The following is a 25,853-nucleotide window of genomic DNA, read 5'->3' on the forward strand; positions in this document are numbered from 1 at the left end:
CTTTGTTGCAGAGGTTGGCCCCTCATAGCCCCTGCGCGCTTTTTGCGAAAGGGGCTAGAGGTCGAGTTCCAGCACCCCGCCGGGCTGCGCCGCGCGGGACTGGCAGAGGATGATCGATTCCGCCCGTTGCTTGGCCGAGAGGACGAAGTCGCGGTGCTCCACCTCTCCGCCGCGCAGCCCGCATTTGCAAACGCCGCAGATGCCGTCGCTGCATTTGAGGTCCACCGACACGCCTGCCGCGATGAGGGCGTCGGCGGCGGTTTCGTCCTTTGCGACAGCAATCTCGCGGCCGGAGGTGAGTTTCAATGTGAAGGGGTGGTTCACGTAGTCCGGCACCTCGGGGGTCGAGAAATACTCCAGATGCCGGGCGTCCTCGGGGATGCCGGCGGCCTCGGCGGCGGCCATGACGGCTTGCATGTAGGCGTCCGCCCCGCAGGTATAGACATGGGTGCCGGGGGCGGCGCGGTCCATGATACTGGGCAGGTCGGCGCGGGTGTCCTCGGATGAGATGTGCAGATGCACCCGGTCGGCCCAAGGGGCCTGCGCGAGTTGGTCGGCAAAGGCGGCGGCTTCGCGGGTGGAGGCAGAGTAATGCAGATCAAAGGGCCGCCCAAGCGCGTGCAGGCGATGGGCAAAGGCGATCATCGGGGTGATGCCGATGCCGCCGCCCATGAGCAGGCTATGGGGTGCGTCTTCGATGAGTTCAAAATGGTTCACCGGCTTGCCGACAAAGATGCGCCGCCCTTTGGTGAAAACCCGGTGCAGCAGCGCCGAGCCACCGCGGCCTGCGTCTTCGCGCAGCACCGCGATGCGGTAGCGCTTGCAGTCCTCGGGGTCGCCCAGCAGCGAATAGGGGCGCAGGAATTCGGGGGCGACGACCAGATCGAGATGCGCGCCTGCTGTCCAGGCGGGCAGGTCGTGGCCTTCGGGATGGGCGATGTCGTAAAGCGCCGTGGTGGCGTTCAGGCGGGTGACCTCGGTGATGCGCAGGTCGAGCACCGGGGTGTCGCTGCCGACTTTGTAGAGGTGCAGATGGTCCGTCTCGCCCGCCGCGGTCTTGCGGCGGTGCTCATCGGCGCTCAGGAGCGCGGCATGAGCGGCAATCCCGGCCTCGCGGTTCATCGGGTCGGGGTAGGGCCAAGGGTGCGGGGCCAGCGGGGCGGGGTAGACGGCCAGCGTCTGGTCCTCGAACTTGAGGTCAAGATCAGGCTGCAGATCGCGGGCGTTGACCGGCTGCGCGGGCGCATCAAAACGGCCCGTTGCGTCGCGCTCGATGTCCCACCACCATTTCTTCACCGGGTTCAGGCGGCCCTTGCCGACCTTGTCGTCGAGCTTCGCCAGCAGCGGCGCTGCGGCGGGAATGTTGGAGGCGGCCCAGCGGAAGGGGGCCTCGGCAAAGAGCCCTTCGAGGTTCCAAGGGCAGGTCTTCATGCAGCGGCCACACATCGCGCCGCCTTGGTTGGTGATCCGGTAGGTGGCGCATTTTTGGCTGTCGGATTTCCAGATTTCATAGCCGTTGAACATTTTCTTCGGCCCAGCGGTGATCGCGCCGGAGGGGCACTCGCGGGCGCATTTGTTGCAGGCTTCACAGAACTTTTGCAGGCCAAAGTCGATGGGCTTGTCATGGGCCACGGGCAGGGTGGTCGTCACCACGCCGGATTTCAGGCGCGGGCCGAGAAAAGGGTTCAGGATCACTTCGCCGATGCGAGAGACCTCGCCCAGACCGGCCAGCAGCAAAAGCGGTGGTTGCAACACATCGCCGTCCATCACCGTATGCGCCTTAGCGGCATGGCCGAGGTTGCGCAGGTGTTGCGCCAGCACGCCACCGAGCATCGAGAAGCGCAGATAGGCGCGCATGGACTGCGACACGGCGATCCAGTCGTCGCCCGAAGAGCCTTCCATCGTGTCGAAGCCTTGGTCGATGATGAGGCTTAACGCTTCGCCATGGGGCGGGGTGATCGGCGTGCCGGTGGCGTCGTGACTGTACCATGTCCAATCGGGGCAAGCCGAGAGACCCGCGGCATCTGCGCCGAGGAAATAGCTCGCCGCCTTGAGGTTCGCGGCATTGCGGGCGGCATCTTCGGCAGCAGGGGTGTCTGTATTTACCGGGCCGTCCTGCAACAGGATCAGCGCGCCCAGCAGACGCCGTTGCGCGGCGGAGGGGGCTGATTTCACCACGTGGTGGCCGCCTTTCATGGCGTTTTGGACCTTTGGCCCCATATCGCCGAACTGGCCGCGCGCGAAAAGGTCACCGCGTTTCGGGACGCGCGGCACATTAGCGGCGTCGATATAGGTCGTGGGCTCCTCGACCCGGTTCAGGGTCTCAAAGGGATGCGGCCCGGCGGCATAATCGCGCCGCGCATAGGGATCGACATCGCGGGCGCTGACCCCGCCGTGGGTGCCAAGTTGCCAATGCGGGCCTTTGAGAACCGACCACGGCTGGTCTGCCAGAGGGCGGAGCGGCATGTCGGGGGCGAGAGCCATGTCGGTGGTCACCACGGCGAGACCAAAACGCGCCCCAATCCAGGGCGCTTGCAGTGCGCCATCCTCCCAGACCGCCAGCCCCGCCGCCACGGCCAGCTTGCCGGGATGGACATCGCTGGTCGTCTCCGAATGCACTTTGGCAGAGAACCCCAACTGACGGATGTATTCAGCCAGCACAGTCGCATTCTCGGTCCCGCGCAGGCAGGCGCGCTGTGGCTGGGCGTCCTTGATCCAATCGCTGCCCGGCTCATCTGCACGCGGATCGCGGGGGTAGGCAGTCAGGATCACCAAAGCATGGCTGTGACCGTCAATTGAGGTTTCCGGCGCATCCACTGCATCGCGCAAGTTGGCCATAATGACATCGACCCCGGCGGCCAATGTTTTGGTCTGACGGTTGCGCAGATCGTCCGCCAACTGTGCAGTCCCTGCACTGCGGCGGGGCGTCGCAAGTTGCGCGTCCCGTGGCAGAGCGCAGACCCCCATCATGGAGGCGTCGTTGTAATAGCCAAAGGACTTGAGGTGATTGGCCCGTTCCACCGGGTCGGCGGGGATGGCCGCGCCCGCCGCATTGATCGGCCCGTCGCGCAGCACATCCATCATGGCCTGAAAGGGCGCCATGGCGTTGCAAATGCTTTCCGGCGCCTCTGGCCGTTCGAACTGCAATACCGGCAGCGGCAAATCGGGCAACCGCGACAGGGGCGCAGGCAAACGCCGCAGGCGCTCCATCGGGAAGGGGCCGAGGTGCATGGGGCGGGTCTTGGAGGAAAAGAGCTTCATGGCAAATCGATGCCACGGCGCGCGAGGGAATGCCAGACCCAGAGGGGCAGGCAAAACCCGCTCTCGCTTGACTCTGGCCGTACCGCCCGACCATGCTGCGCAAAAGTGAGGAGTGAGACTATGACCCTGTTTAACCGCCGTCAGGCCATCGCAACCATGGGGGCTGCCACGGCTCTAGGCCTTGCCGCCCCGGCGCTGGCGCAAAACCGCAAGATCACCGTGGGCGCGCTGCGTTTCACCAGCCACGCGGGTAGTTTCGTTGCCTTTGAGCGGGACTATTTTAAAGAAGCCGGGCTGGACGTCGAACTACGCTTCTTTGAGGCAGCCCAGCCGATGGCGGTGGCGATTGCCAGTGGCGATGTGGACTATGCTGTGACGGCGATCTCGGGCGGTCTGGTGTCGCTGGCGCAAAAGGGCGCGGTCAAGGTGATCGGCGGGGCACTGCAGGAGGAACAGGGCATCGACGGACAGAAGTTCCTCGTCTCCGACGCCGCTTTCCAAGCTGGCATCACCGAGCCCGGCATGTTGGACGGAAAGAGCTACGGCATGACGCAGGCGGGGTCGTCCTTTCACTACATGGGCTCGAAGATGGCCGAGGCAGAAGGCATTTCGCTCAAGTTCAAGCCGCTGCAGAAGGTCGGCGCCGTCATTGGTGCGCTGAAGTCTGGCCAGATCGACGCATGGTCTATCGTACCGCATATCGCCAAACCGCTGGCTGGGTCGGGCGCGGTGCACATCATCGGCGATGTGGCGACCTATTTACCGGATTATCAGGTGACCACCGTCTTTACCTCGGCGAGCAACGCTGAAGGCGAGCGCGAAATGACGGAAAACTTCCTCGCGGGTTATTCCAAGGGCGTGGCCGATTACAATGCGGCAATGATCGCTAAGGATGGCGGCGAGGATGGCGTGAACGAGATGGTCGATCTGATTCACAAATACGTCTATACAGACCGGCCGCGTGACAAAGCCGCACCGTCGATCATCAATGGCACCATGCGTCTGAACGAGGGTGCGAAGCTTAATGTCGGCTCTGTGCGGGATCAGTTGGAATGGTTCCAGTCTGAGGGGCTTGTCGACAGCGACATCACCTTAGAGACCTTAATCGACACGTCTTATGTCGAGACCGTAGGCAGCTAAACGGCCAACTTCGGCCCACCTGAACCAAAGGCGTGCCGCGAAAGTGGCGCGCCTTTTTTGTGTTTGGCGGCTGGCATGCGGAGGACTGCGAGCGGCCTCCCCACGCGCCGCGCATTTTATGGCAACCCAAAGTCGTTACGCGCGTTAGCTAGTGAATAGCGCGGTACATACGCGGCAACCACAGACGGACACCTCTATGAACGACGGGTCATTTTTTGGGTTAGACGGCTACCACATCGCGCTTGGGGCTGTCGGAGCTATTGTGATCCTGGCCAACTGGCTGCCGCGTTTCATCAGCCGCCGCGAGCCTGCTGCTTCGGGACTGTTGATCCTTTTCGGCATGGCCGTCTTCGCCTTTCTGCCGGGTATGCCAGTGGTCCCTGATCCGCGCACCCATCCGCATATTTGGGAGGTCGTTGCCGAGCTTTGCGTAATCGTTGCGCTCTTTGCCACCGGCCTGCGAATCGACAATCTGTCGAGCTTTCCCCGCTGGGGTCCGACCGTGCGGCTTTTGGCGCTGACCATGCCGATCACCATATTTGCCGTGGCTTTCATGGGGTATGCGCTGGCCGGGATGACGATTGCGGGGGCGATCCTGCTGGGGGCAGTCATGGCGCCAACCGATCCGGTCCTAGCTGGTGATGTGCAGGTCGGTCCGCCGCAGGAGGGCGGAGAGCATCCTGTGCGTTTTGCTCTGACGACCGAAGCCGCGTTGAACGACGGTTTGGCCTTTCCCTTTGTCTATCTCGGATTGCTGGTGGCCGCCGACGGTTTGGCGCCGGGGGCTTGGGGGCTGGAATGGCTCGGGCGGGATGTGCTTTGGCGGATTGCCGTTGGCACCGCGATGGGCGCCGCCGGGGGATGGGCCTTGGGGCAGGTGCTTTTCAACGTGCCGCGCAGTGCAGCGCTGGCCGAGACGTCTTCGGGTGTTGTGGCACTGGCAGGGGTGCTCTTGTGCTATGGCACGACCGAGTTGGTTGAAGGCTACGGCTTTATCGCGGTCGCTGTCGCCGGGTTGGTGATCCGACGGGTAGAAGGCGATCACGCCTTTCATCGACGCTTGCACGATTTCGTCTCAGCCGTCGAACACGCGCTGACGGCTTTGCTGCTCGTCGCCTTGGGGGCCGTCTTGCCAATGCTACTCGGCGCGCTCACATGGTCTGGCGCGGCAATCGTTTTCGGGCTGCTCTTTGTCGTGCGTCCGCTTGCTGGGTGGCTGTCATTGGGGCGTACCCCGCTGGGTGCGCGCGACCGCTGGGTTGTGGCACTCTATGGTATTCGGGGGATCGGGTCGATTTACTACCTCGCCTATGCCGCCGCGAAGGTTGAGTTTTGGAATGAGGAAAAGATCTGGGCCATCGTTGGTTTTGCTATTCTTCTGTCCGCGCTCCTCCATGGCTTTACTGCCGGCATAGCGGTGGAGAGGTTGCACGGCCCAAAAGATCGCCCGGACCGGTGAACCGCGCATTGCACATGGCCGCCTTTTACCGGAAAAGAACGCCATGGATCTCAAGCTCTCCTCCGTCAGCCATTATTACGGCGACACGCAAGTGCTGCGTGACATCTCGCTCGACATTCCATCGGGCCAGATCGTCTGCATTGTCGGCCCGTCGGGTTGTGGTAAATCCACCCTGTTGCGAATGCTGGGCGGTTTAGAGAGGCCGAGTGAGGGCAAGGTGTTGCAATTGGGTGATGCGCCCGCGGGCTGTTTGAACCCGCTCACCTATATCTTTCAGGATTTCGCTTTGCTGCCATGGCGTACGGTGCATGGCAATGTCGCGCTGGTGCTGGAAGATCACGGGCTGAGCCGCAAGGAGCGCGATGCGATCATCGCCGATGTGCTTGCCCGCACCAAGCTGACCGATTTTGCCGACGCCCTTCCCAAGCAGCTTTCTGGCGGAATGAAACAACGCGTGGCGATTGCGCGGGCGTTGGCGGTGAACCCTGCTGTCATGCTGATGGACGAGCCGTTAAGTGCGCTCGACAGCCAGACCCGCGAACTTCTGATGGATGACCTCGTGGCCCTTTGGACGCGGCAGCCTTTCACCGCCGTTTATGTTACCCACAACCTCGCCGAAGCGGTACGCCTTGGGCATAAAATCGTCGTGCTGTCGCGCCGTCCGGGTAAGCTGCGCGAGGTCGTTGAACTGGACATGCCGTTGGCCGAGCGGCACCACGGCGACCCGGCATTGGAAGCACAGCAACAGCACCTATGGGGGCTCATGCGAGACGAGGCCGCGGCGGCGGATGCGGAGTTGATCGATGGGTGAGTTAACACAAGGTACAGCGCGCGAAGTGACCTTTCGTGGCGGTGGTTTCCGGCCCGGCACGCGGCGTGGCGTGGGGCTGGCCGTATTCGTGGTACTGATCCTGCTGGCGGAATGGGGCACGCGCAGCGGCTTTATCTCGGCGCTGACCTTGCCACGACCAAGCGATGTGTTGCTAACCTTTCAGGAGCTTTACCAATCGGGGATGCTTTTCAAACATCTCGCCCCTTCGCTTACGCGTCTGTTTGTCGGCGCGCTGATCGGGGCGTCGATGGGGATCGGTATCGGGGTGCTGATCGGGCTTTTCTCCTTGGTCCGCGCTGGGCTGGTGCCCCTAGTGGCAGCGATTTTTCCAATCCCGAAAATCGCGCTCTTGCCGCTCTTCGTCATCTGGTTCGGCATTGATGAGGCCAGTAAATACGCGCTCATCGCCTTTGGCACGTTCACACCCACGGTGGTGGCGACCTATGCGGCGGTGGACAATGTCGACCGCGTGTTGATCCGGATGGGGCAAAGTTTTGGCCTGAGTTGGTGGTCGATTGTATCCAAGATCGTGGTGCCGGGGGCAATGCCGGGGATCCTGTCGGGTCTGCGGATTTCGCTAACAATCGCGATTATTCTGCTGGTCGCGGCAGAGATGCTTGGCGCGGAGTACGGGATCGGGGCCTATATTCTACAAGCCGGAAGCCTTTATGATCTGGAGCGGCTGTTTGCGGGCGTGGTGATCCTGTCGCTGCTGGGGGTCGCGGTGTCGGCGGTTGTAGCCGCGGTAGAGCGGCGCGTGCTCAGTTGGCGGGTGTAGACCAGAGACTGCCTGGGGTGGTATGGGCGACCCGTTTCGCTATGAATAACCAAACCACTCCACAGACGGACCCACAACATGACCGAACACACCACCACCCACGCCGCCGACGAAGATTTCCGCAACCGCGACATCAAGATCTACGTTAACGGCGACATCGTCCACCGCGACGAGGCCAAGGTCTCGGTCTATGACAGTGGTTTCATGCTGGGCGACGGCATCTGGGAGGGTATGCGTCTCTATAAAGGCACATGGGCGTTTTTCGACGAGCACATGGACCGATTTTTCAATTCCTGCAAAGCCGTATCGATGGATGTCGGCATGGACAAAGCGGGCATTGCCGAAGCGCTGCGCCGCACGGCCGAGGCGAACGACATGCACAACGACGTGCACTGCCGCCTGATGCTGACCCGCGGGATCAAGGATAAACCCTTCCAACACCCTTCGCTCAGCACCTCTGGTCCGACGCTGGTGATCATCATGGAACATTCCAAACCAGTGGACCGCCTACAATCGACGGGCATCCAGCTGGCCTCGGTTCCGCAGGTGCGCGGGCTGCCTCATAGCCAAGACCCTAAGCTCAACAGCCACTCCAAGCTGAACTGCATCATAGCCTGCCTTCAGGCTGAGGCTGCGGGCGCGGATGAGGCGCTGATGCTTGACCCGCATGGATTTGTGAACACCACCAACGCCTGTAACTTCTTTATTGTGCGCCGGGGCGAGGTTTGGACCTCAACCGGCGATTACTGCATGAATGGGGTGACCCGACAAAAGGTCATCGATCTTTGCCGCGAGAATGGCATTCCGGTGTTTGAAAAGAACTTCTCGCTCTACGAGGCCTATGGCGCAGATGAGGCTTTCCTCACCGGTACATTCGGGGCGCAGACCCCGGTGGCCGAGATCGACGGAAGGGCAATCGACGGTGAACGCCCCGTGACCAAGCGTATTCAGGCGCTTTACAAAGAGCTGGTGCAGCGGCACTGCGCATAACGCGCTGACACCGGCGTAGAGCGCGCCGGTGTCTTTGTGTGTGGGGGGGGCTGCGTCTAGTCGTGCGCACCGTGCGCGGAATGGTCCATCTCGCCATGTCCAGCGTCGCGGCGGCTTTCGACATTGAAGGTCACGTCAAGGGGTCCTGCCTGCTCGAATTGCAACGTCGCGGGGATCTTCTCGCCGACCTCAAAGGGGTCGCCATTCAGCCCCATGAACATCACATGATACCCGCCCGGCTCCAATGACACCATCTCACCCGGGGGCAGGTCGATGCCGGGAACATGGCGCATACGGGCAACGCCCATGTCATCGGTGCTGCTTTCGTGAAGGGAGACCTCATCGAAGCCTTCGGCCTGCACTGCAACGAGCCGGTCTGCCGTCTCGCCCGTGTTCGTGATGGTGAGGTAACCGCCACCGGTATTGGCAGCTTTCGGCGTTTCAAACGCCATCGGGTGGTTCACGACAAGACCGCCTGTCTTGTAGTCATGCGCAGCGGCGGGCAGGGCGAAGAATGCGGCAAAGGCCGCGATTGTAATACGTTTCATTGGTTCATCCATTGTCTGATTGTGGTGTTGAGGGTGGTCAATCAGACGAATGGCGGGCCACGTACGGGGGGGCGCGCGCCCGTTTGGATTTGCGGAACCCAAGCTATCGTCCCTACGCGACGGGTTGGCCCGGTTGCGCGTTTAAGGGGGAGCCACACCGCTGCTAACGTGGGGACCAGCAGCGCGCCGATGATCCGGCAGGCTTCACAATCAAGAGCGGCGACGCCGTGGCCATCTACGGGGCCATCGCAGAGGTCGGCCAAGGTGCCGCCCGCTTGGATAAAGGCGATGAAAGCCGGGTCCTGCTGCGTCTCGGCTGTCGCGCGATGTGCGAACGGCAGACTGCCGAGTGCCAAAGCCAGCAGCAGCGTAACTGCAACCGGAAAGGCGGATATGCGCGAACGGGTGGCCATGCGCTTCATTAGAACTTGGCTGCGTCCATGACCATAGCCACCACCATTCTGCGACGCATTGTCATACCAATGCCGTCCGCGCATCCTCTGCCTATGGGCGTAATGATAAATGCGCTCTTAGCGTACAATCATCACCGAAATCGCGACATGCGAAGCAAGATAGCCAGCGTTTGAAGAGAAGATATGCTCGGCGGCTCCAGGAAGATGGCTGGCCATCACAATCAGGTCCACTCCAATCGCATCGGCAGCACGCTTTAGCACGGTATCCAGATCAACGGCTGGGTCGTGGCTGGTTTCCACGTGAGGGGCAAAATGCACGCCATTTGCTTCAGAGGTTTCAGCGGCAAGGGCCGCGAGCTTTTCAGCAAACTCAGCCGGCGTTCGTGCGACCTGGCTCGGCAGGTTGTGCCCGACCCCAACAATATGAGCCTCAGCATTGTATAATTTGGCTAAATCAGCCGCCACCCGAAGTGCTTTGCTCATTTTATCGATGTGTCTTAGGTCAACGGGAACCATGATTTTGGTATACATTATGCTCTCCTGGTTTTCGTACGCTGGCAGGTGCCGGGCGGTTGTCTGTTCGTTTGGGGCTAAGGTTTAGGCAGGGCGCAGAAGGCGCGGCGGCTGGCTTCGTGCGGCCCTACAGCGAGCCTAGCGGGAAAAGAGCACGGGAAAGTTCGACTGTCTCAGCAACTCGCGCGTCGCGGCGCCGATGACCAGATCGTAGGTGCGCGAATGGCCGAAGGCACCCACGGCAATCATATCGGCCCCTTTTTCCAGCGCCTCTTTGTTCAATGCGGCAGCAACGCCCGGACGTTCCCAGCAACGCTCTACCAAGGTTGTCTGGATCTGACGTCGCGCAAATGCTGCGGCCAGATCGCTTGAGATCGCATCAGTCCCTGCGTCTTTGCTATGATCGTTAATGCGAAGAATATGCGCGGTATCGCCGTCCTTTAGCAGAGTCAGCGTATCATGCGCGGCCCTTACCGCTTCCCGCGTGGCATTCCACCCGATCACAACGCTTTGGCCGAGGGCGTCAGCATCGTAGTCCCACGGCACCACGAGCACCGGTCTCCCCGCATCACGGATCACCGTCTCCACAAGACGGGCGTGCGCATGGGTTTCGGCATCAGGGTCAGCAGCGGCCATGATCACCACGTCGGCGGATTGAGCGCTTTCGATGATCCGTTCTGCGGCGGTTTCAGATTGGCTTTTCAACAAACGCCATTCCGATGCGAACTCCTCTGCATGGAAATGCCGTTCAAATGTCGCCTTGAGGGTTTCGGATCGCTCAATCTGAGATTTGCCATACTCAGTGAAAACAATGTCAGGCACATGCATCGCAATGCCCGGATAGACCATCAACGACTCAACAGTGTGTAGGCCGGTGACATGGGCATTGTGACGACGAGCGAGCAGCGCTGCTGCATTGAGGACGCTATCTGCCGACTGAACGTCGGTAAGGCAGGCGAGGATTGTCTTAATCGTCATGGGTGTTCTCCTGAGGGTCGGAGTTGGGCCGGTCTGAGGTGAGTGTCCTACCGGCGGTCGGATATGAGGTTCTCTTGCGCTTTCAGTCGCCAACCTGTGAGGCCAGCGCCAGCGCTTCCATGTCCCGGATCAGGACCGTCTTTGTGCGTTCCAAGGTGATTACATTCTCTTTGCGCAACCGGGTCAGAACGCGGCTTACGGTTTCTACCGTGAGGCCAAGGAAATCGGCGATGTCGGCCCGGCTCATGGGGAGCGTGCAGGTAGTGTAGTTGCCGATCGGGGTGCCTGTGCGTTGCACCAAGGTGATGAGAAAGGACGCGACCTTCTCCATCGCGGATTTATGCGAGAGCATCATGAAATGATCCTGCATCGCAGAAATTTCGCGCAGCGCGGCATGCAAGATTCGCTGTTGGGTCTCTTGGCTACCTTCGAAAGCGTCCAGAGCATTGCGCCGATAGGCGATCACTTCCGCAGGGGCGATGGCTTCGCAATCCGTGTGGTGCAGCGTGTCATTTGGAAACCCGATGATGTCACCCGGCAGGCCAAAGGCGATGACCTGGCGGCGTCCGTTTTCAAGAACACGGGTCAGGCGGAACACGCCCGAAGTGATCTCGTAGATGTTGCTGGCGATGTCGCCTTCGCGAAAGAGATGCGTTCCGACCGCTTGTTGTTTCCGTTGCGGGGCGGCGGCAGGTGCACGGCGAGGGCGGCTGATCTCGGGCAAACGGGTTGCGGGGGAGAATTCATTCGATAATGTCACGTACATGCGCTCGTCCTTCTTAGGTCGCGTTCACATTCTCAGGAACGCGTCTCAGAAAGACCCTTGTCGGTGTAACCGTTTGTATCGGTTTGTCGCGGTGCCTCACCGCAGGACTGGTGGCAAGCAGCGGCGGGGCGGGTAAGGAAAGCGAAGCTGCTGTGGAAAGTGTTTGTGTCTGAGAAAAAGATCCTCGTCGTCGATGATGACTCAAAAATTCGGACCCTCCTTCGGCGGTGCCTCGAAGGGGACGGCTACGCCGTGTCCGAAGCGCAGAGCGCACAGAGCGTTCGAGAGGCGTTTGAGGCGGATCAGTTCGACCTCGTGACCTTGGACCTGAACCTAGGCGCGGATGACGGACTTGATATCGCCCGAGAGCTCCGCCGCGATCATGATGTTCCGATTTTCATGGTGACGGGGAAGGACGATGTGATCGACCGCGTGGTCGGGCTGGAACTGGGTGCAGACGATTATCTGACCAAGCCGTTTCACGTTCGAGAAGTCTTGGCCCGCGTTAAATCTGTCCTCCGCCGCAGTGGCAAACGCGAGCCCGAAGATGCTTCGCAGGACACGGGGCAGGGGGCAGAGGATCCTTGGCTGTCACTGGACGGTCTGAAGGTCAAACTCGACCGTATGTTGCTGGTGGACCGAGAGGGTGCAGAGTGCGACCTCACCACCGCAGACTTTAAACTGCTGGCAGCTTTCCTCAATCATGCCAAAAAACCGCTGTCCCGGGACCGGCTGATGGACCTGATCGACGGACAGGCCTGGGCGCCACTGGACCGTACCATCGACAATCAGGTGGCGCGGCTGCGCAAGAAAGTTGAACGTGATCCGGCCCGTCCGATGTTGATCAAGACAGTGCGGGGCATCGGATATATCCTGACAGAGAACGCCGTGGCCGTGGAGCACTAGCTGTCCAGCAGAGTGCGAAATGCTTTGGCCAAGTCGGCCTGCCTGTAGGGTTTGCGCAGAATGGCAAAGTCGTAATCGGCTTCTTCACCGCGCAAAATGTTCTCTGAAAATCCTGAGGTGAGCAGAATCTTCAGGTCAGGCATTGTCTCAGCAACCCGCGTGGCCAAAGCATGGCCAGAAAGCTCGCCCGGCATTACCAGATCGGTAAAAACAACTTCGATGTCATCCCGCGTCTGCAGAATTTCCCAAGCCGCGTCACCAGTTGTAGCTGTGACACAGTCAAAGCCAAGGGCCTTCACGCGGGTTTCAGACAGGCGCAGCACCATCGGGTCGTCTTCAACCAAAAGCACACGCAGTCCCGCGCCAATCCCATCGTGTCGCTCGGCTTGGTGGCCAAGCGCCGAAGTGCGCGTGGTGATTTCTTCTAAGGCCGGGAAATACAGGCTGATTGTCGTTCCCTTCCCGACCTCGCTGTAGATCGCAATATGCCCGCCGGACTGCTTGATGAACCCGTAGACCATGGAGAGACCCAGCCCGGTTCCCTGTCCAACCGGTTTGGTTGAAAAGAAGGGCTCCATCGCGCGGGTTCTGGTTTCCGCCGACATGCCTTCCCCGGTGTCGGCGATGGACAGGCGAATGTAGTTCCCCATGTCGATGCCGATTTCCTGCGCAACATAGGTATCGTCCAGCCGCATGTTCCGGGTTTCCAAGGTGATCTTGCCGCCGGACGGCATGGCATCCTGCGCATTCAGTGCAATGTTTAGGACGGCTGTTTGAAGCTGGGTCGCATCTACCTTTGCCTGCCAAAGGTCGCCGGCAAAGGCTGTCTTGACCGCAATATGCGCGCCGATGGTGCGAGAGAGCATCGCCACGGCCTTGGAGACTTCGGCGTTCAAGTCGATCACTTCCGCATTCAGCGTGCTCTTGCGGGCAAAAGCCATAAGCCGAGACGTGAGATCGGCCCCAATCTCGGCTGCTTCCAAGGCATCCGAGATCAACGCCCCGCTCATTTCAGAGGTTTCGGACATCTCGAGCAGTTCCAGATTTCCGATGACAACGGTGAGCAGATTGTTGAAGTCATGCGCGATGCCGCCGGTCATCTGACCGATCGCATCCATCCGCTGAGATCGCGCGGTCGCTTCCTCTGCGGCCTTTCGGCGCGAGAGATCGTGCATAATGCCAACAAAAGCGACTTCACCAGAGATGTCGGCGCGCCCTACGGAAAGATGCAGTGGAAAAACACTCCCGTCGGCGCGAAGGCCCTCGACATCACGCCCGATCCCGATGATCCGTTTTTCCCCTGTCTCAAGGTGATGGCGCAAAAAGCCATCGTGTTGCGAGGCCATGGCATCCGGCATCAAAATGCGAACGTTCTGTCCTACCAGAGCATCCGCAGAATGGCCAAAGAGTGCTGCTGCGGCCTTGTTCACCCGCATGATATTGCCCAAGTGATCCGCAACGACCATGGCATCGACCGCAGCATCCAGAAGGGCGAGCAGGACAGGGCTTTCGTCGTTGATCTTCATGCAATGGTTCCGTGTGCGATGGGTTTAGCTGCAGCAAACGCGCTTCCGCTGTCCTATGCAAGCTATCCGCCGGTGCTTGTGACTTTCAGAAGCGTCGTAAGATCTGACAGCGCAATCACCCCCACCAACCCATGCGTATCTGTGACAAGGAACTTGCGCCTTCCAGTTCGGGATATCTTGGCCGCAAGTCGTGCAATCGACATGTCGGAAGACACCGTATTCCCCTCATTCGTGCTCTCAACCACATCGTCAACCGTGGTTGTCATCCAATACTCGCGGTCGATGTTTCGAACGATCTGGGTATCTACATAGCCCAATAGTATGCCGTTCTCGACGACGGGCACAAAGCTGATTGCGTGTTTCAGAAATACCTCGTCAACCAATTCGGCCAGCGACACCTCCGGAGGTACAATCCACGGGTCGCGCGTTGCCAGCCTCGCTACGCAGCATTCTCCTGAGACAAGGTTTGCGTCGAGATTTGTCATCATTCCCATCGCGAACCTACTCTTGAATCGCTTCAAGGTAATCGAGCAGATTTGCGAAATCGGTTTCCAAAACTTCGCCATCTGCACCTCCATCAGGATAGACATGGCGTAATCCTACGGACGAGAAATCGGGCATCGGTGAGGTCGGATCGTCTTTCTCCAGACGTCCCATGACAAACCTCCTGACAAACTCGCGCGGGAAATACCCATCGTTGCGCTGTTTGAGGCCGGTCAGATCGGGTGGGATGACATCCAAACCCAAAGAGGCGGGCCCCGCCCCCTCGCCACTCGCCCCATGGCAGGCAGCGCATTCCTTTGCATAGACACGCTGCCCTTCGCGGACGTTATCAGGCTCAGCGATAGAGCCTTCAGTGCAGGCGGACAAAAGTGCGCAGGAAAGGCTGGCGATGGCTGCGAGACGAAGTTGCATTAAAAAACTGCCTTTTGATGGGTCAACGATCACCGTAGTCTGACCCCGCTTAATGACAAAGCAGAACAGGCCATTCGCGCTGATCGATCAAGGTCCGTGTGGTGCCACCAAAGACCGTTTCACGCAGGCGCGAATGATCATAGGCGCCCATTACGATTAGGTTTGCTCCGGTTTTTTTGGCTCGCTTTGTGATTGCGATGCCAATTTCCTGACCACCGCTGGGGTACTGCTGAACCGCGACGCGGCATCCCTGATGGCCAAGCCAAGCAGCCACGTCAGAACCAGGATTTTCCCCGTCTCGCGAAGAAGTTGCGATCGGATCAAAGAGCGCGACAGTGATATCCTGCGCTTGTCGCAGAGCTGGCATCGCAGCGCGAACTGCCCGCGATGCAGGAATACCTGCTTTCCAACCGACGAAGACAGATTGGGGCGCCAGCGCCTCTTTGCTGGACAGTGCGTTCAGCATGACCGCTGCCGAAGAGTCGAAAAGTGCTGCGTGCACGATATCGTTGAAGAGCATCGCCTCCGCGCGCAGATCATCGCCGATAATGATGGTATCACAGGTCAAACCTGCGCGCGCCACAGCGTTGCGCAATCCGGCAGCCTCGCCGCAGACGGCCCGCACTTCGGCGCTCGCTCCCTGATCGACCAAATATTGGGAAATACTGTCGCGCTGTTTTTCCAAAGCGGTGTTAGCGTCGTCGACATCGGCCTGCCATCCTTCGGGCAGCGAATAGGCGCTGAACTCTCCAATGCCGATGGAATAAATGGGGATGGGAGGAACTTCGCCCAGCAGCAGAACAATAAGATGCAAGTTGTGCTCGCAGGCTGTGCGGCTCAGTTGTTCCAGATCAGTCGGCTGGGCGGCCTCGCCGAGAATAACAGTGATCGTCGTATTCTGCATCGCGATGTTCCTTATATGCGTTTCCATCACCCTGACGCTTTTGCAAGCGACCGCATTGATTTGGATCAATTGCGGTCACTGAGTTTCAGGCCTGCCTCACGCTGGCCGCACGAACATACGTTCGCTTTCACCTTGCTGACGTGCATTCCTTTCGCATCTTTTACGCATCCCTTCGCCACGATTTGATCTAAGTCAAAACGCAGCGATGTCCGACATGCGATCCGTCTCTCAAAGATGAAGGGATTCGGAATATGTTCGATACGCTCAAGTTGATCGTGCTTGCGCTCATTGTGTTCTTTGCAGCACTGGGCGCGGATTGGGCGCGTGATCCGGCTTATATGGTCCATGCGCTGCTGATTATAGTGATCGCGGCGGGGCTGTTTTTTTGGCAGCTGCGGCAAATGCCTGTAGAAGCAGGAGAGGCGGTTCGCGTCTCTGCGCCACGGGGCTATATGGACGGGCCAGTGCGCTACGGGGTGATTGCCACGGCTTTTTGGGGTGTGGTCGGTTTCCTTGTCGGGACTTACATCGCCTTCCAACTCGCCTTTCCCGCGCTCAATATCGAATGGGCGCAGCCCTATGCCAACTTTGGCCGCCTGCGCCCGCTGCACACCAGCGCGGTGATCTTCGCCTTTGGCGGCAATGCTCTGATCGCAACCTCCTTTTATATCGTGCAGCGCACATCAGCGGCACGGCTCTGGGGCGGCAATGCGGCTTGGTTTGTCTTTTGGGGCTACCAGCTTTTCATCGTTTTGGCGGCGACAGGCTATCTGCTGGGGGCCACGCAATCCAAGGAATATGCCGAGCCGGAATGGTACGTGGACATCTGGCTGACCATTGTCTGGCTGACCTATCTTGCTGTGTTCTTCGGCACGATCCTGAGGCGGCGCGAGCGGCATATCTACGTGGCGAACTGGTTTTTCCTGGCCTTCATCATTACCGTGGCGATGCTGCATGTGGTAAACAATCTGGCGATCCCGGTGTCGATCTGGGGCTCCAAGTCCGTGCAGGTTTTCTCGGGCGTGCAGGATGCCATGACGCAATGGTGGTACGGCCATAACGCCGTGGGCTTTTTCCTGACCGCCGGCTTCCTTGGAATGATGTATTATTTCGTGCCGAAACAGGCGGGTCGCCCGGTCTATAGCTACAAGCTGTCGATCATCCATTTCTGGGCACTGATCTTTCTTTATATCTGGGCCGGTCCGCACCACCTGCATTACACCGCGCTGCCGGATTGGGCGGCGACTTTGGGCATGGTGTTTTCGATCATTCTTTGGATGCCCAGTTGGGGCGGCATGATCAACGGTCTGATGACGCTTGAGGGCGCGTGGGACAAGATCCGCACCGATCCGATCATCCGCATGTTTGTCGCCTCACTGGCCTTCTATGGCATGTCGACCTTCGAGGGGCCGATGATGTCGATCCGGGCGGTCAACTCATTGAGCCACTATACCGATTGGACCATCGGTCACGTGCATTCCGGCGCACTGGGTTGGAACGGGCTCATCACCTTTGGCGCGCTCTACTTCCTGACACCAAGGCTCTGGGGGCGGGCGCAGATGCATTCGCTTTCGGCAATCAACCTGCACTTCTGGCTCGCGACCGTGGGCATCGTGCTCTACGCGTCCTCAATGTGGGTATCGGGCATTATGGAAGGCCTGATGTGGCGGGAGGTGGATGCCAATGGGTTCCTCGTCAACAGTTTTGCCGACACCGTTGAAGCTAAATACCTGATGTATGTGGTCCGTGGTCTGGGTGGGGTTCTCTACCTCGCTGGCGGCGTCGTGATGGTCTGGAACATGTGGATGACCATCCGCGCCCCCGAAGCCCGCCCCATCACCGTCGCCCTGCCAGCGGAGTAAGATCAATGGCCAAGAACCCCCAAAGCCCGAACTATGACCCCACCGACGACCCCAAGGTCGTCACTGCCAGCGAAGGCATAAAGACGGGCAAAGTTCCTAATGAGCTGCCACCCGAGACGCAGACGATCACCTTTCACCAGCGGTTTGAGCGCAATGCGACCCTGTTACTGATTGCATCCCTGGCGGTGGTCAGCATCGGCGGCATTATCGAAATTGCGCCGCTTTTTTGGCTGGAGAACACTATTGAGGAGGTTGAGGGCATGCGCCCCTATTCTCCGCTGGAACTGGCCGGGCGCGAAATCTATGTGCGCGAGGGCTGCTATGTCTGCCACAGCCAGATGATCCGTCCCATGCGCGACGAGACAGAGCGCTATGGCCATTACAGCCTTGCCGCTGAATCGATGTATGATCACCCGTTCCAATGGGGCTCCAAGCGCACCGGGCCGGATTTGGCGCGGGTCGGCGGACGCTATTCGGACGAGTGGCATGTCGACCACCTGATGGACCCGCAATCGGTCGTGCCGGAAAGTGTCATGCCAAAATATGCCTTCTTGATGGATGCGCCGCTTGAGGCGGACAATGTGACTGATCTGGTTGAGACACACCGCATGGTCGGCGTGCCCTACAGCGATGAGATGATCGCCAGCGCCAGCGGGGATTTCCGTGTGCAGGTCGATCCTTTCGGCGATTACGACGGGCTGCTGGAGCGCTACCCCGGCGCGCAGGTGCGCAGCTTTGATGGCCAACCCGGGGTCAGCGAAATGGATGCGCTGATCGCCTATCTGCAAATGCTCGGAACGTTGGTCGATTTCTCTACCTTCGTGCCCGACGCCAACCGCTGAGGGCGCTGTAATGGACACTTATTCTCTTCTTCGTGAACTGGCCGACAGCTGGGCGCTGTTGGTTCTGACGCTCATTTTTCTAGGGGTCATCGGCTGGGCCTACCGCCCCGGCTCGCGCGCTCTGCATGATGATGCGGCGGATGTGCCTTTTCGGAATGAAAACCCTGACCAAGCCCGCAATGACGGAGCCCACCAATGACCGACAATCCCAAGATCGACCCCACCACCGGGACCGAGACCACCGGCCACAGTTGGGACGGCATCGAAGAACTGAACACCCCCCTGCCGCGCTGGTGGCTCTGGACCTTCTACGCCACCATTGTCTGGGGTGTGATCTATACGATCCTCTACCCGGCTTGGCCGATGGTCTCAGGCGCGACGGCGGGGCTGTTAGGCTATTCCACCCGCGCCGAGGTCGCGGCCGAGATTGAGCGCGTTGACCTGTCGAACGCCGATCTGATCGACAGCCTCGTCACTGTCGATTTGGCCGTTCTGCGGGACAACGAAGACCTGCACCGCTTTGCGGTTCAAGCCGGGCGCTCGGTCTTTGCAGCCAATTGTTCGCAATGCCACGGCGCGGGGGCAGGGGGCGTTGTGGCTTCGGGCTACCCCAACCTGTTGGACGATGACTGGCTCTGGGGCGGCACGATGGACGACATCGCCTATACCGTCCGCCACGGCATCCGCAACGAAGAAGACCCCGACGCGCGGTTTTCGGAAATGCCGCCGTTTGACTGGATGGAAGACGCTGAATTGGACGCCACCGCCCATTTCGTGCGCAGCCTGTCGGATCTCGACCACAACGCGACCGCCGCCGCGAAAGGGGCTACGCTTTACGCCGACAATTGCAGTGCCTGTCACGGGGAAAAGGGGCTGGGCAACCGCGAAATCGGCGCTCCGAACCTTGCCGATGCGATTTGGCTGCGTGGCGACAGCCAAGAGGCGATCCTGCGGCAACTCAAAGCGCCGCGCATGGGGGTAATGCCACCTTGGCAGGCGCGTTTGGGCGAAGCTGAGGTCCGGGCTGTGACCGCCTATGTCTATGGTCTGGGCGGCGGTGAGGCTGCCGTGGGCGATGCTGAGGCTGCGCCTGCCGAATGAGCCAGCGCAAAAGATGATTTGCAGGTTTGATGCAGATCAAAGCGGCCTGCACATCAAGGGTGTAGGCCGCAAGACATAACTCGGAGCCAAACCCCTTATGTCAAACGCCTCCCCCCCGCTTTTCGCTGCGCGTGAGCCGATCTTTCCGCGCCGGGTGAGCGGTTTCTTTCGCCGGTTGAAATGGTTCATCCTGATCCTCACACTGGGCATCTACTACATCACCCCGTGGATCCGGTGGGACCGGGGGCCGAACCTGCCTGACCAAGCGGTGCTGGTCGATCTGGCCAATCGGCGCTTTCATTTCTTCTGGATCGAAATCTGGCCGCATGAATTCTATTTCGTGGCCGGGCTGCTGATCATGGCGGGGCTGGGGCTGTTTTTGTTTACCTCCGCTTTGGGCCGGGTCTGGTGTGGCTATGCCTGCCCGCAGACGGTTTGGACGGACCTCTTCATGACTGTCGAGCGTTGGATCGAAGGCGACCGCAATGCGCGTATCCGCTTGCACAATGCTCCGTGGAGCCTGCGAAAAGGGCGGCTGCGCCTGACCAAATGGGCGGTCTGGCTGGTCATCGCCGTGGCGACGGGCGGGGCGTGGGTCTTCTACTTTGCCGATGCGCCGACCTTGGCGCGTGACCTTATGAGCCTGCAGGCCGCCCCGGTGGCCTATGCGACCATCGCCGTGCTGACCGCCACGACGTTTATCTTTGGCGGTTTCATGCGCGAACAGGTCTGCATCTACATGTGTCCTTGGCCCCGCATCCAAGGTGCCATGATGGACCCCGGAACGCTGACAGTCGGCTACCGCAAATGGCGCGGGGAGCCACGTGGCAAGGGTGGGGTGAAACGTCAAAAGGCGGCAGCCGAGGCGATTGGCAGCGGCGATGCCGTGGCGCGCTATGGGGCGGCGGTGGACAAGAACACCGCCGCCGAACGCCAGTCGCGCAGCGGCGAGGTGCTGGGCGATTGCATTGATTGCAACGCGTGTGTGGCGGTCTGCCCGATGGGGATCGACATCCGCGAAGGTCAGCAGATGGAGTGTATCACCTGCGCGCTCTGCATTGACGCCTGCGATGATGTGATGGCCAAGATCGGGCGGCCCCGTGGGTTGATTGACTATCTCGCGCTGGACGATGAGCCGCCAACCCAACCGATGCAATGCGCCGGGGTCGCGGGGCTTGCCGAAGCGCCCGCTGGTGACGTTGCCGGGGCCAACCAACCCCCGTGGCAGCCCAAGCCACTATGGCAGCATATCTTTCGCCCTCGGACGATCTTTTACACCACCGCTTGGGCCGCCATCGGGGCGGCGCTGGTTGTCGCCCTTTTCATCCGGCCCGAGATCGACATGACCATCGCCCCGGTTCGCAACCCGACTTACGTCACCCTTTCTGACGGGTCGATCCGCAACGCCTATGACATCCGCCTGCGCAACAAGCACGGTGAGGCGCGGGATTTTCGGCTGTCGCTGGTGGCTGACACGGGCTTGCAACTGGCTCTCGAAGGCGCGCCCGACACAGTGGTCGAGGTGCCTGCTGACACCAGTCGATTGCAACGGGTCTACGTGATCGCGCCCTCGCAAGCCCCTGCCGCCGGACAGCAGCGCAGTGATCTGCGGCTCTGGGTCGAAGACGTCACCTCGGGGGAGCGGGCTTACAGCAATACGATTTTTAATGGAAAGGAAGGTCTCAATGAACGCAGTACAGACTGAACGCCCCCTCACAGGCTGGCATGTGCTGGCGATGTTCGTTGGTGGTTTTTCAATCATCATCACGGTGAACCTTGCTTTGGCGGTCAACGCGGTGCGGACCTTTCCCGGCAAAGAAACCGAGTCGAGCTATGTCGCCTCGCAAAACTTCGATACGGACCGCGCCGCGCAGGAGGCCTTGGGCTGGACTGTGCAAACCGACCTGACAGAAACAGCGCTCAGACTTGCAGTGCAGGACGCGGGCGCGGGTGTTGTCATGCCGGAGATCATCACCGCAACATTGGGCCGTGCGACAACCGTGGCGGATGACATGACCCCCGCGTTCGACTGGGACGGCAAAGCCTGGGTCGCGCCTGTGACGGCTGGGCCGGGGAATTGGAACCTGCGGATCGAGATGCGCGCGGGCGACGGCACGCTCTTTCGCCGTCGTATCCCGCTCAGGGTAGTGCGATGACGATTGCCGCCTGTCCGGGCTGCATTGCGGCGGCCCCTTCGGCTGACGCTGTGGCGCGAAGCCTGCCGGAAAGCGAGGCGGCCCTCCATCTCGCCCTGCCGCAAATCCGTTGTGCGGCTTGTATTTCGGGGGTGGAAGGTGTGCTGGCGAGATTGCCATCAGTCCGGGCGGCGCGGGTGAACCTTGGGGCCAAGCGGGTGCGTGTTGTCCTTGCCCCTGGATATGACGCCAGCGCGGCGTTGCAAGCGCTGAACGACGCGGGCTTTGAAGCGCATGAGCTAGACGCCACCGCCCTGCGACCAGCGGGCGACGACGAAGGTCGGCGTCTGTTGGCCCGTGCCGCTGTGGCGGGCTTTGCAATGATGAATGTGATGGCAGTGTCGGTCGCCGTTTGGTCAGGGGCGGGGGATGTCACGCGGGTGATGTTCCACTGGGTCTCGGCGGCCATTGCACTGCCTGCTTTGGCTTTTTCGGCGGTGCCGTTCTTTGCGTCGGCGGCCGTTGCTTTGCGGGCTGGACGGATGAACATGGATGTGCCGATTGCGCTGGCGATCCTGCTTGCGGCGACGACATCGCTGTATGAGACCTTCGCCGCTACCGGGGCGCATACATGGTTCGATGCGGCGCTGTCGCTGACCTTTTTTCTGCTCGTGGGCCGCTATCTTGAGCATCGTGCACGGGCCACGGCGCGCTCTGCAGCGGCGGAGCTCACAGCGCTGGAATTGCCGCGTGCGACCCGGCTGACCGAAGAGGGGCGCGAGACCGTGGATGTGGCCGCGCTCATCCCCGAGGACCGGATCGCATTAGCCGCAGGTGCGCGGGCTCCGGTGGATGGGGTCGCCGAAGCTGCCGCGATGGTCGACCGGTCGGCCCTCACCGGTGAGGCTGCGCCAATCGCCATCGCTTCCGGTGATCCGGTCTGTGCAGGCGAAGTGATCCTTGGTGCCCCCCTGACCCTGCGTGTTACCCGGCGGGCCGAAGACAGCACGTTGCGCCGCTTGGCGGCTTTGGTTGATGTGGCCGAGACCGGCAAGCACCGCTACAGCAGCATCGCCGACCGCGCAGCGCGGCTTTATGCGCCGGTGGTGCATGGGCTGGCTGCCGTGGCTTTCGGGGTCTGGTGGGGGCTGACGGGGGATTTGCATCATGCCATTGCGGTGGCCACGGCGACGCTGATCATTACCTGCCCCTGTGCTCTGGCGCTTGCCATTCCGGCGGTCACAGCGGCGATGACAGGGCGGCTTTTTCGGCGGGGTGTTCTGCTTAAATCCCCTACTGCGCTGGAGCGGCTGGCCGAAGCCGACATGGTGATGTTCGACAAGACCGGCACGCTGACCGAAGGCGTGGCGCAACTGCCTGATCTTGACCCCGCCGCCGCCTCTGTGGCCTTGGGCTTGGCGCAGGCGTCGGATCATCCGGTGTCGCGTGCCTTGGCGGCCGCTCTTGCCGCGCACAGGCCCGCCGCGTTGAGCGGTCTGCATGAGGTGCCGGGCGAGGGTATTTATGGGCTGTGGAATGGCGCGCCCGTGCGGTTGGGGCGGGGTGAGGACGGATCCGCGCTTTACCTGCCGGACCGTTGCATCCCCCTGCCGCTAGATGAAAGGCTGCGCACCGGCGCAGTTGCGGTGGTCGAGGCATTGCAGGGGCAGGGCGTGGACGTGGCGATGGTCTCAGGTGACACGCAGTCCCGCGCAGACGCTTTGGCGGCAAGATTGGGGATTACGCAGGTTCATGCGGGGGTGCGCCCGGAAGATAAAGCGGCGCTGGTGCGCGAAATGGCTGAGCGGGGCAAGCGCGTGCTTATGGTGGGCGACGGGCTGAACGACACTGCCGCGCTCGTGGCCGCACATGCGTCACTCGCGCCCGCCACGGCGCTTGATGCCGCAAGGGTCGCCTCGGATGGGGTGATGCTGGGCCGTGATCTATGTGCAGTAGAAGAGACCCTGCGCTTGGCCCGCCGGGCGCGAAGCCGCATCCGGCAGAACTTGGGGCTGGCCGCAGTCTATAACGCCGTGGCGATCCCGGTTGCCGTCATGGGTTTCGCCACTCCGCTGATGGCGGCTGCGGTGATGTCGTCTTCCTCCATCCTCGTCGTTTTGAATGCGGTGCGCCGATGAATATTCTGATTGTCTTGATCCCGGTTTCCGTTTTGCTCGGCGCAGCAGGGCTTGCTGCCTGCCTTTGGACATTGCGCAACGGTCAGTACGAAGATCTGGAGGGCGATGCAGCGCGTATTTTGTTGGAGTGCGATGTTCTCACTGAGGCCGGTGATACGCGCGAGTAAAACAACAGTAGCTCGACCTTAGAACGTGGGGTCACAGTTCACATGGAAGAGCAGGTCGCCCGTCCTGAAGTATTCTTGATCGTTTGCCCCAAATACCCGGAATAAACTAACCGCGGGCCACAACGATTGACCACTTAAGGCTTGTCGACTGTTCGGCGTTTCAACATCAATACCGCCACTGCAGACGTCAGAACGACCAGCAAGCATCAATTGGAGATCGCCACGACGCTGATGACCGCCTCCGGCTGCGCCAGATAAAACTATCGAATCTAACCGAGGTCAAGTTGGCTGCTCAGCTAATCCGACAAAAATCGGGCCGGGATGAATCTAAACTCTTAAGAGTGGTGTGTTGGCTGGGATGGTAGGATTCGAACCTACGGTACACTGTACCAAAAACAGTTGCCTTACCACTTGGCTACATCCCAACACAGGGCGCTAACTAAAGTTCTCCGGCGCGGTGTGCAAGACCGTTTTTTATAAAATAGCCCATTCTTTGCGCGCAGCAAAGGAGAGCGGGGTTTGGCGGGAGAATTTGGCGTCTTTTTGCGAGGTGAGACCGGGCGAACTCTGCTCTCATAGCGCATGACCCGCTGTTCAGGGCCGCGCGCTTCAGCAGGGCACCTCGCAAGCGCATCGAATCAATCTCCGCCTCGTCTCACCTCTGACAGTCGAGCAGCACCGCGCCGCTTCGGCGACCTGCCTCCACCATCTCATGTGCACGAGCAGCTTCGGCCAGCCGCAGCACGCTATCCACCGGACAGTGCAGCGCGCCGTCTTCAAGAGCGTGGTGCAGCCGGGTAATCGCCTGTTCGCGTGGGCCAGCGGCTAGGAGGTAGATCAGGACGATGTCGATCGTCACAGCCTTGAAAAGCAGCGGGTAGAACGGCAGTGTGGGGGACATTTCGCCCGCTGAGCCATAGGCGGCGATGCGGCCATTGGGGGCGATGACCTCGGTGTCGGTATCGACGTTGAGGCCGAACTCCGTTTCTACGATGGTCTCAACCGGTTTGCCGTCATTGGCCTTCAGTATCTTCTGCGCCAGTTCGGGGTCGGCATAGTCCAACACCGCATCGGCTCCGGCATTGCGTACCAAGTCAGCGTCGCGAGGGCTGCAGGTGGCAATGACGCGTGCGCCGCCCCATTTTGCCAGTTGCACGGCAAGATAGCCGACCGTGCCGGCGCCGCCTTGGATTAGCACGGTTTCACCGGCGACCGCCCCGCCGCCAAAGACGGCATGACAGGCGGTTAGGCCGGGGATCCCCATCTGTGCTCCCGTTTCATAGGACACGCTCTCGGGCAGGGGGACAGCTTGATGCGCGGGCAGGGTGATATGGGTGGCAGCGGTACCGAAAGCGCGTTGCCACTGGGCATTCCAAAGCCAGACCCGCTGGCCGACCCGAGCCCGATCAACGCCTGCGCCAACAGCGGTGATTTCGCCCGCGCCGTCACTATGGGGGATAACTTGAGGAAAAGGCGGTTTGGTGACGCCGGGTCGGGTGCCCGCGCGCGCCTTTACGTCTGAGGGGTTCACACCAGAGAAACGCAGGGCCACGCAGACTTCACCGGGTTGGGGCGCGGGGGTGTCGATCTCCGTCAGGCGCAACACATCTGCGGCGGCTCCGAATCTGTCATAGGTAACGGCATGCATGGCGGTCTCTCCCCGGATGGCTCTTTGGGGG

General features: G+C 60.7%; 25 protein-coding genes and 1 tRNA gene. 14 read left to right on the forward strand and 12 right to left on the reverse strand.

Going from position 1 to position 25,853, the window contains the following annotated elements; genetic code table 11:
• Positions 1-54: 54 nt before the first annotated feature.
• Complete coding sequence (locus BLS57_RS17355; protein WP_093743918.1) at positions 55-3,261, reverse strand: 4Fe-4S double cluster binding domain-containing protein; 3,207 nt, start codon at positions 3,259-3,261, stop codon at positions 55-57.
• 120 nt (positions 3,262-3,381) lie between these two features.
• Here BLS57_RS17355 and BLS57_RS17360 point away from each other — a divergent pair, with 120 nt between their 5' ends.
• The 5 genes from BLS57_RS17360 to BLS57_RS17380 all read left to right on the forward strand — a co-directional run bounded on the left by BLS57_RS17360 (position 3,382) and on the right by BLS57_RS17380 (position 8,460).
• On the forward strand, positions 3,382-4,401 hold the full coding sequence (locus tag BLS57_RS17360) for an ABC transporter substrate-binding protein (protein WP_093743919.1): 1,020 nt from the start codon (positions 3,382-3,384) through the stop codon (positions 4,399-4,401).
• A gap of 196 nt (positions 4,402-4,597) precedes the next feature.
• Complete coding sequence (locus tag BLS57_RS17365; protein WP_093743920.1) at positions 4,598-5,860, forward strand: cation:proton antiporter; 1,263 nt, start codon at positions 4,598-4,600, stop codon at positions 5,858-5,860.
• A 43-nt stretch (positions 5,861-5,903) separates the two neighbouring features.
• Positions 5,904-6,671 (forward strand): ABC transporter ATP-binding protein, encoded by a 768-nt coding sequence (locus BLS57_RS17370; protein WP_093743921.1) that lies wholly within the window; start codon positions 5,904-5,906, stop codon positions 6,669-6,671.
• On the forward strand, positions 6,664-7,470 hold the full coding sequence (locus BLS57_RS17375) for an ABC transporter permease (protein ID WP_208597600.1): 807 nt from the start codon (positions 6,664-6,666) through the stop codon (positions 7,468-7,470). Before BLS57_RS17370 ends, BLS57_RS17375 begins: the two co-directional genes overlap by 8 nt.
• 78 nt (positions 7,471-7,548) lie before the next feature.
• Positions 7,549-8,460: a D-amino acid aminotransferase gene (locus BLS57_RS17380; RefSeq protein ID WP_093743922.1), complete on the forward strand. Its 912-nt coding sequence runs from the start codon at positions 7,549-7,551 to the stop codon at positions 8,458-8,460.
• A gap of 56 nt (positions 8,461-8,516) precedes the next feature.
• Here BLS57_RS17380 and BLS57_RS17385 read toward each other — a convergent pair whose 3' ends face one another.
• The 5 genes from BLS57_RS17385 to BLS57_RS17405 all read right to left on the reverse strand — a co-directional run bounded on the left by BLS57_RS17385 (position 8,517) and on the right by BLS57_RS17405 (position 11,678).
• Positions 8,517-9,008 carry a copper chaperone PCu(A)C gene (locus BLS57_RS17385; protein ID WP_093743923.1) on the reverse strand — a complete coding sequence of 164 codons (492 nt, stop codon included), beginning with the start codon at positions 9,006-9,008 and terminating at the stop codon, positions 8,517-8,519.
• 41 nt (positions 9,009-9,049) lie between these two features.
• Entirely contained in the window at positions 9,050-9,505 is a 456-nt protein-coding gene (locus BLS57_RS17390; protein ID WP_167356461.1) for a hypothetical protein, read from the reverse strand.
• A 33-nt stretch (positions 9,506-9,538) separates the two neighbouring features.
• Positions 9,539-9,952: a universal stress protein gene (locus BLS57_RS17395; protein ID WP_093743925.1), complete on the reverse strand. Its 414-nt coding sequence runs from the start codon at positions 9,950-9,952 to the stop codon at positions 9,539-9,541.
• Positions 9,953-10,072: 120 nt separating this feature from the next.
• Positions 10,073-10,912 carry a universal stress protein gene (locus tag BLS57_RS17400; RefSeq protein WP_093743926.1) on the reverse strand — a complete coding sequence of 280 codons (840 nt, stop codon included), beginning with the start codon at positions 10,910-10,912 and terminating at the stop codon, positions 10,073-10,075.
• Positions 10,913-10,994: 82 nt separating this feature from the next.
• Positions 10,995-11,678, reverse strand: a complete 684-nt coding sequence (locus BLS57_RS17405) for a helix-turn-helix domain-containing protein (RefSeq protein ID WP_093743927.1) — start codon at positions 11,676-11,678, stop codon at positions 10,995-10,997.
• Between the two features lie 165 nt (positions 11,679-11,843).
• Here BLS57_RS17405 and BLS57_RS17410 point away from each other — a divergent pair, with 165 nt between their 5' ends.
• Positions 11,844-12,584 (forward strand): response regulator, encoded by a 741-nt coding sequence (locus tag BLS57_RS17410; protein WP_093743966.1) that lies wholly within the window; start codon positions 11,844-11,846, stop codon positions 12,582-12,584.
• Here the strand turns inward: BLS57_RS17410 and BLS57_RS17415 are convergent.
• The 4 genes from BLS57_RS17415 to BLS57_RS17430 form a co-directional block, all read right to left on the reverse strand.
• On the reverse strand, positions 12,581-14,110 hold the full coding sequence (locus BLS57_RS17415; RefSeq protein WP_093743928.1) for a PAS domain S-box protein: 1,530 nt from the start codon (positions 14,108-14,110) through the stop codon (positions 12,581-12,583). The genes BLS57_RS17410 and BLS57_RS17415 overlap by 4 nt on opposite strands.
• Positions 14,111-14,172: 62 nt before the next feature.
• Positions 14,173-14,604, reverse strand: coding sequence for a CBS domain-containing protein (locus BLS57_RS17420; RefSeq protein WP_167356462.1), 432 nt, complete (start codon positions 14,602-14,604; stop codon positions 14,173-14,175).
• A 7-nt stretch (positions 14,605-14,611) separates the two neighbouring features.
• On the reverse strand, positions 14,612-15,058 hold the full coding sequence (locus BLS57_RS17425; RefSeq protein ID WP_244153722.1) for a c-type cytochrome: 447 nt from the start codon (positions 15,056-15,058) through the stop codon (positions 14,612-14,614).
• 16 nt (positions 15,059-15,074) lie between these two features.
• The gene (locus tag BLS57_RS17430; RefSeq protein ID WP_139186663.1) at positions 15,075-15,998 is read right to left on the reverse strand and encodes a universal stress protein; all 924 of its coding nucleotides are present in this window, start codon (positions 15,996-15,998) and stop codon (positions 15,075-15,077) included.
• A 182-nt stretch (positions 15,999-16,180) separates the two neighbouring features.
• Between BLS57_RS17430 and ccoN the strand changes: the two genes are divergently transcribed.
• The 8 genes from ccoN to ccoS all read left to right on the forward strand — a co-directional run bounded on the left by ccoN (position 16,181) and on the right by ccoS (position 24,174).
• Entirely contained in the window at positions 16,181-17,791 is a 1,611-nt protein-coding gene (gene ccoN / locus BLS57_RS17435; protein ID WP_093743932.1) for a cytochrome-c oxidase, cbb3-type subunit I, read from the forward strand.
• Between the two features lie 5 nt (positions 17,792-17,796).
• Positions 17,797-18,633 carry a cytochrome-c oxidase, cbb3-type subunit II gene (ccoO, locus tag BLS57_RS17440; protein WP_208597601.1) on the forward strand — a complete coding sequence of 279 codons (837 nt, stop codon included), beginning with the start codon at positions 17,797-17,799 and terminating at the stop codon, positions 18,631-18,633.
• Positions 18,634-18,643: 10 nt separating this feature from the next.
• Positions 18,644-18,832 (forward strand): cbb3-type cytochrome c oxidase subunit 3, encoded by a 189-nt coding sequence (locus tag BLS57_RS17445; protein ID WP_093743933.1) that lies wholly within the window; start codon positions 18,644-18,646, stop codon positions 18,830-18,832.
• A complete protein-coding gene (gene ccoP, locus BLS57_RS17450) occupies positions 18,829-19,734 on the forward strand; it encodes a cytochrome-c oxidase, cbb3-type subunit III (RefSeq protein WP_093743934.1) in 906 nt (301 codons plus the stop codon). The genes BLS57_RS17445 and ccoP overlap by 4 nt, the downstream gene beginning before the upstream one ends.
• A gap of 97 nt (positions 19,735-19,831) precedes the next feature.
• Positions 19,832-21,439, forward strand: a complete 1,608-nt coding sequence (gene ccoG, locus BLS57_RS17455; RefSeq protein WP_093743935.1) for a cytochrome c oxidase accessory protein CcoG — start codon at positions 19,832-19,834, stop codon at positions 21,437-21,439.
• Positions 21,420-21,890: a FixH family protein gene (locus BLS57_RS17460; protein ID WP_093743936.1), complete on the forward strand. Its 471-nt coding sequence runs from the start codon at positions 21,420-21,422 to the stop codon at positions 21,888-21,890. The genes ccoG and BLS57_RS17460 overlap by 20 nt, the downstream gene beginning before the upstream one ends.
• Positions 21,887-24,007: a heavy metal translocating P-type ATPase gene (locus BLS57_RS17465; RefSeq protein WP_093743937.1), complete on the forward strand. Its 2,121-nt coding sequence runs from the start codon at positions 21,887-21,889 to the stop codon at positions 24,005-24,007. Before BLS57_RS17460 ends, BLS57_RS17465 begins: the two co-directional genes overlap by 4 nt.
• Complete coding sequence (gene ccoS / locus BLS57_RS17470; protein ID WP_093743938.1) at positions 24,004-24,174, forward strand: cbb3-type cytochrome oxidase assembly protein CcoS; 171 nt, start codon at positions 24,004-24,006, stop codon at positions 24,172-24,174. The genes BLS57_RS17465 and ccoS overlap by 4 nt, the downstream gene beginning before the upstream one ends.
• 350 nt (positions 24,175-24,524) lie before the next feature.
• Here ccoS and BLS57_RS17475 read toward each other — a convergent pair.
• A tRNA-Gln gene (locus BLS57_RS17475) sits at positions 24,525-24,599 on the reverse strand.
• A gap of 230 nt (positions 24,600-24,829) precedes the next feature.
• Complete coding sequence (locus BLS57_RS17480) at positions 24,830-25,822, reverse strand: NADPH:quinone reductase (protein ID WP_093743939.1); 993 nt, start codon at positions 25,820-25,822, stop codon at positions 24,830-24,832.
• Positions 25,823-25,853: the final 31 nt, after the last annotated feature.

This window comes from Sulfitobacter delicatus (assembly GCF_900102535.1).
Classification (GTDB): Bacteria; Pseudomonadota; Alphaproteobacteria; order Rhodobacterales; family Rhodobacteraceae; genus Sulfitobacter; species Sulfitobacter delicatus.

Bases quoted from the DNA above. Each gene is read 5' to 3' on its own strand.
- BLS57_RS17460 (WP_093743936.1), top strand. From the start codon at position 21,420: ATGAACGCAGTACAGACTGAACGCCCCCTCACAGGCTGGCATGTGCTG.
- BLS57_RS17465 (WP_093743937.1), top strand. From the start codon at position 21,887: ATGACGATTGCCGCCTGTCCGGGCTGCATTGCGGCGGCCCCTTCGGCT.
- BLS57_RS17445 (WP_093743933.1), top strand. From the start codon at position 18,644: ATGGACACTTATTCTCTTCTTCGTGAACTGGCCGACAGCTGGGCGCTG.
- ccoG (WP_093743935.1), top strand. From the start codon at position 19,832: ATGTCAAACGCCTCCCCCCCGCTTTTCGCTGCGCGTGAGCCGATCTTT.
- BLS57_RS17360 (WP_093743919.1), top strand. From the start codon at position 3,382: ATGACCCTGTTTAACCGCCGTCAGGCCATCGCAACCATGGGGGCTGCC.
- BLS57_RS17380 (WP_093743922.1), top strand. From the start codon at position 7,549: ATGACCGAACACACCACCACCCACGCCGCCGACGAAGATTTCCGCAAC.
- BLS57_RS17365 (WP_093743920.1), top strand. From the start codon at position 4,598: ATGAACGACGGGTCATTTTTTGGGTTAGACGGCTACCACATCGCGCTT.
- ccoN (WP_093743932.1), top strand. From the start codon at position 16,181: ATGTTCGATACGCTCAAGTTGATCGTGCTTGCGCTCATTGTGTTCTTT.
- ccoP (WP_093743934.1), top strand. From the start codon at position 18,829: ATGACCGACAATCCCAAGATCGACCCCACCACCGGGACCGAGACCACC.
- BLS57_RS17400 (WP_093743926.1), bottom strand. From the start codon at position 10,912: ATGACGATTAAGACAATCCTCGCCTGCCTTACCGACGTTCAGTCGGCA.
- BLS57_RS17355 (WP_093743918.1), bottom strand. From the start codon at position 3,261: ATGAAGCTCTTTTCCTCCAAGACCCGCCCCATGCACCTCGGCCCCTTC.
- ccoO (WP_208597601.1), top strand. From the start codon at position 17,797: ATGGCCAAGAACCCCCAAAGCCCGAACTATGACCCCACCGACGACCCC.
- BLS57_RS17395 (WP_093743925.1), bottom strand. From the start codon at position 9,952: ATGTATACCAAAATCATGGTTCCCGTTGACCTAAGACACATCGATAAA.
- BLS57_RS17420 (WP_167356462.1), bottom strand. From the start codon at position 14,604: ATGGGAATGATGACAAATCTCGACGCAAACCTTGTCTCAGGAGAATGC.
- BLS57_RS17370 (WP_093743921.1), top strand. From the start codon at position 5,904: ATGGATCTCAAGCTCTCCTCCGTCAGCCATTATTACGGCGACACGCAA.
- BLS57_RS17390 (WP_167356461.1), bottom strand. From the start codon at position 9,505: ATGCGCGGACGGCATTGGTATGACAATGCGTCGCAGAATGGTGGTGGC.
- BLS57_RS17375 (WP_208597600.1), top strand. From the start codon at position 6,664: ATGGGTGAGTTAACACAAGGTACAGCGCGCGAAGTGACCTTTCGTGGC.
- BLS57_RS17480 (WP_093743939.1), bottom strand. From the start codon at position 25,822: ATGCATGCCGTTACCTATGACAGATTCGGAGCCGCCGCAGATGTGTTG.
- BLS57_RS17415 (WP_093743928.1), bottom strand. From the start codon at position 14,110: ATGAAGATCAACGACGAAAGCCCTGTCCTGCTCGCCCTTCTGGATGCT.
- BLS57_RS17385 (WP_093743923.1), bottom strand. From the start codon at position 9,008: ATGAAACGTATTACAATCGCGGCCTTTGCCGCATTCTTCGCCCTGCCC.
- ccoS (WP_093743938.1), top strand. From the start codon at position 24,004: ATGAATATTCTGATTGTCTTGATCCCGGTTTCCGTTTTGCTCGGCGCA.
- BLS57_RS17405 (WP_093743927.1), bottom strand. From the start codon at position 11,678: ATGTACGTGACATTATCGAATGAATTCTCCCCCGCAACCCGTTTGCCC.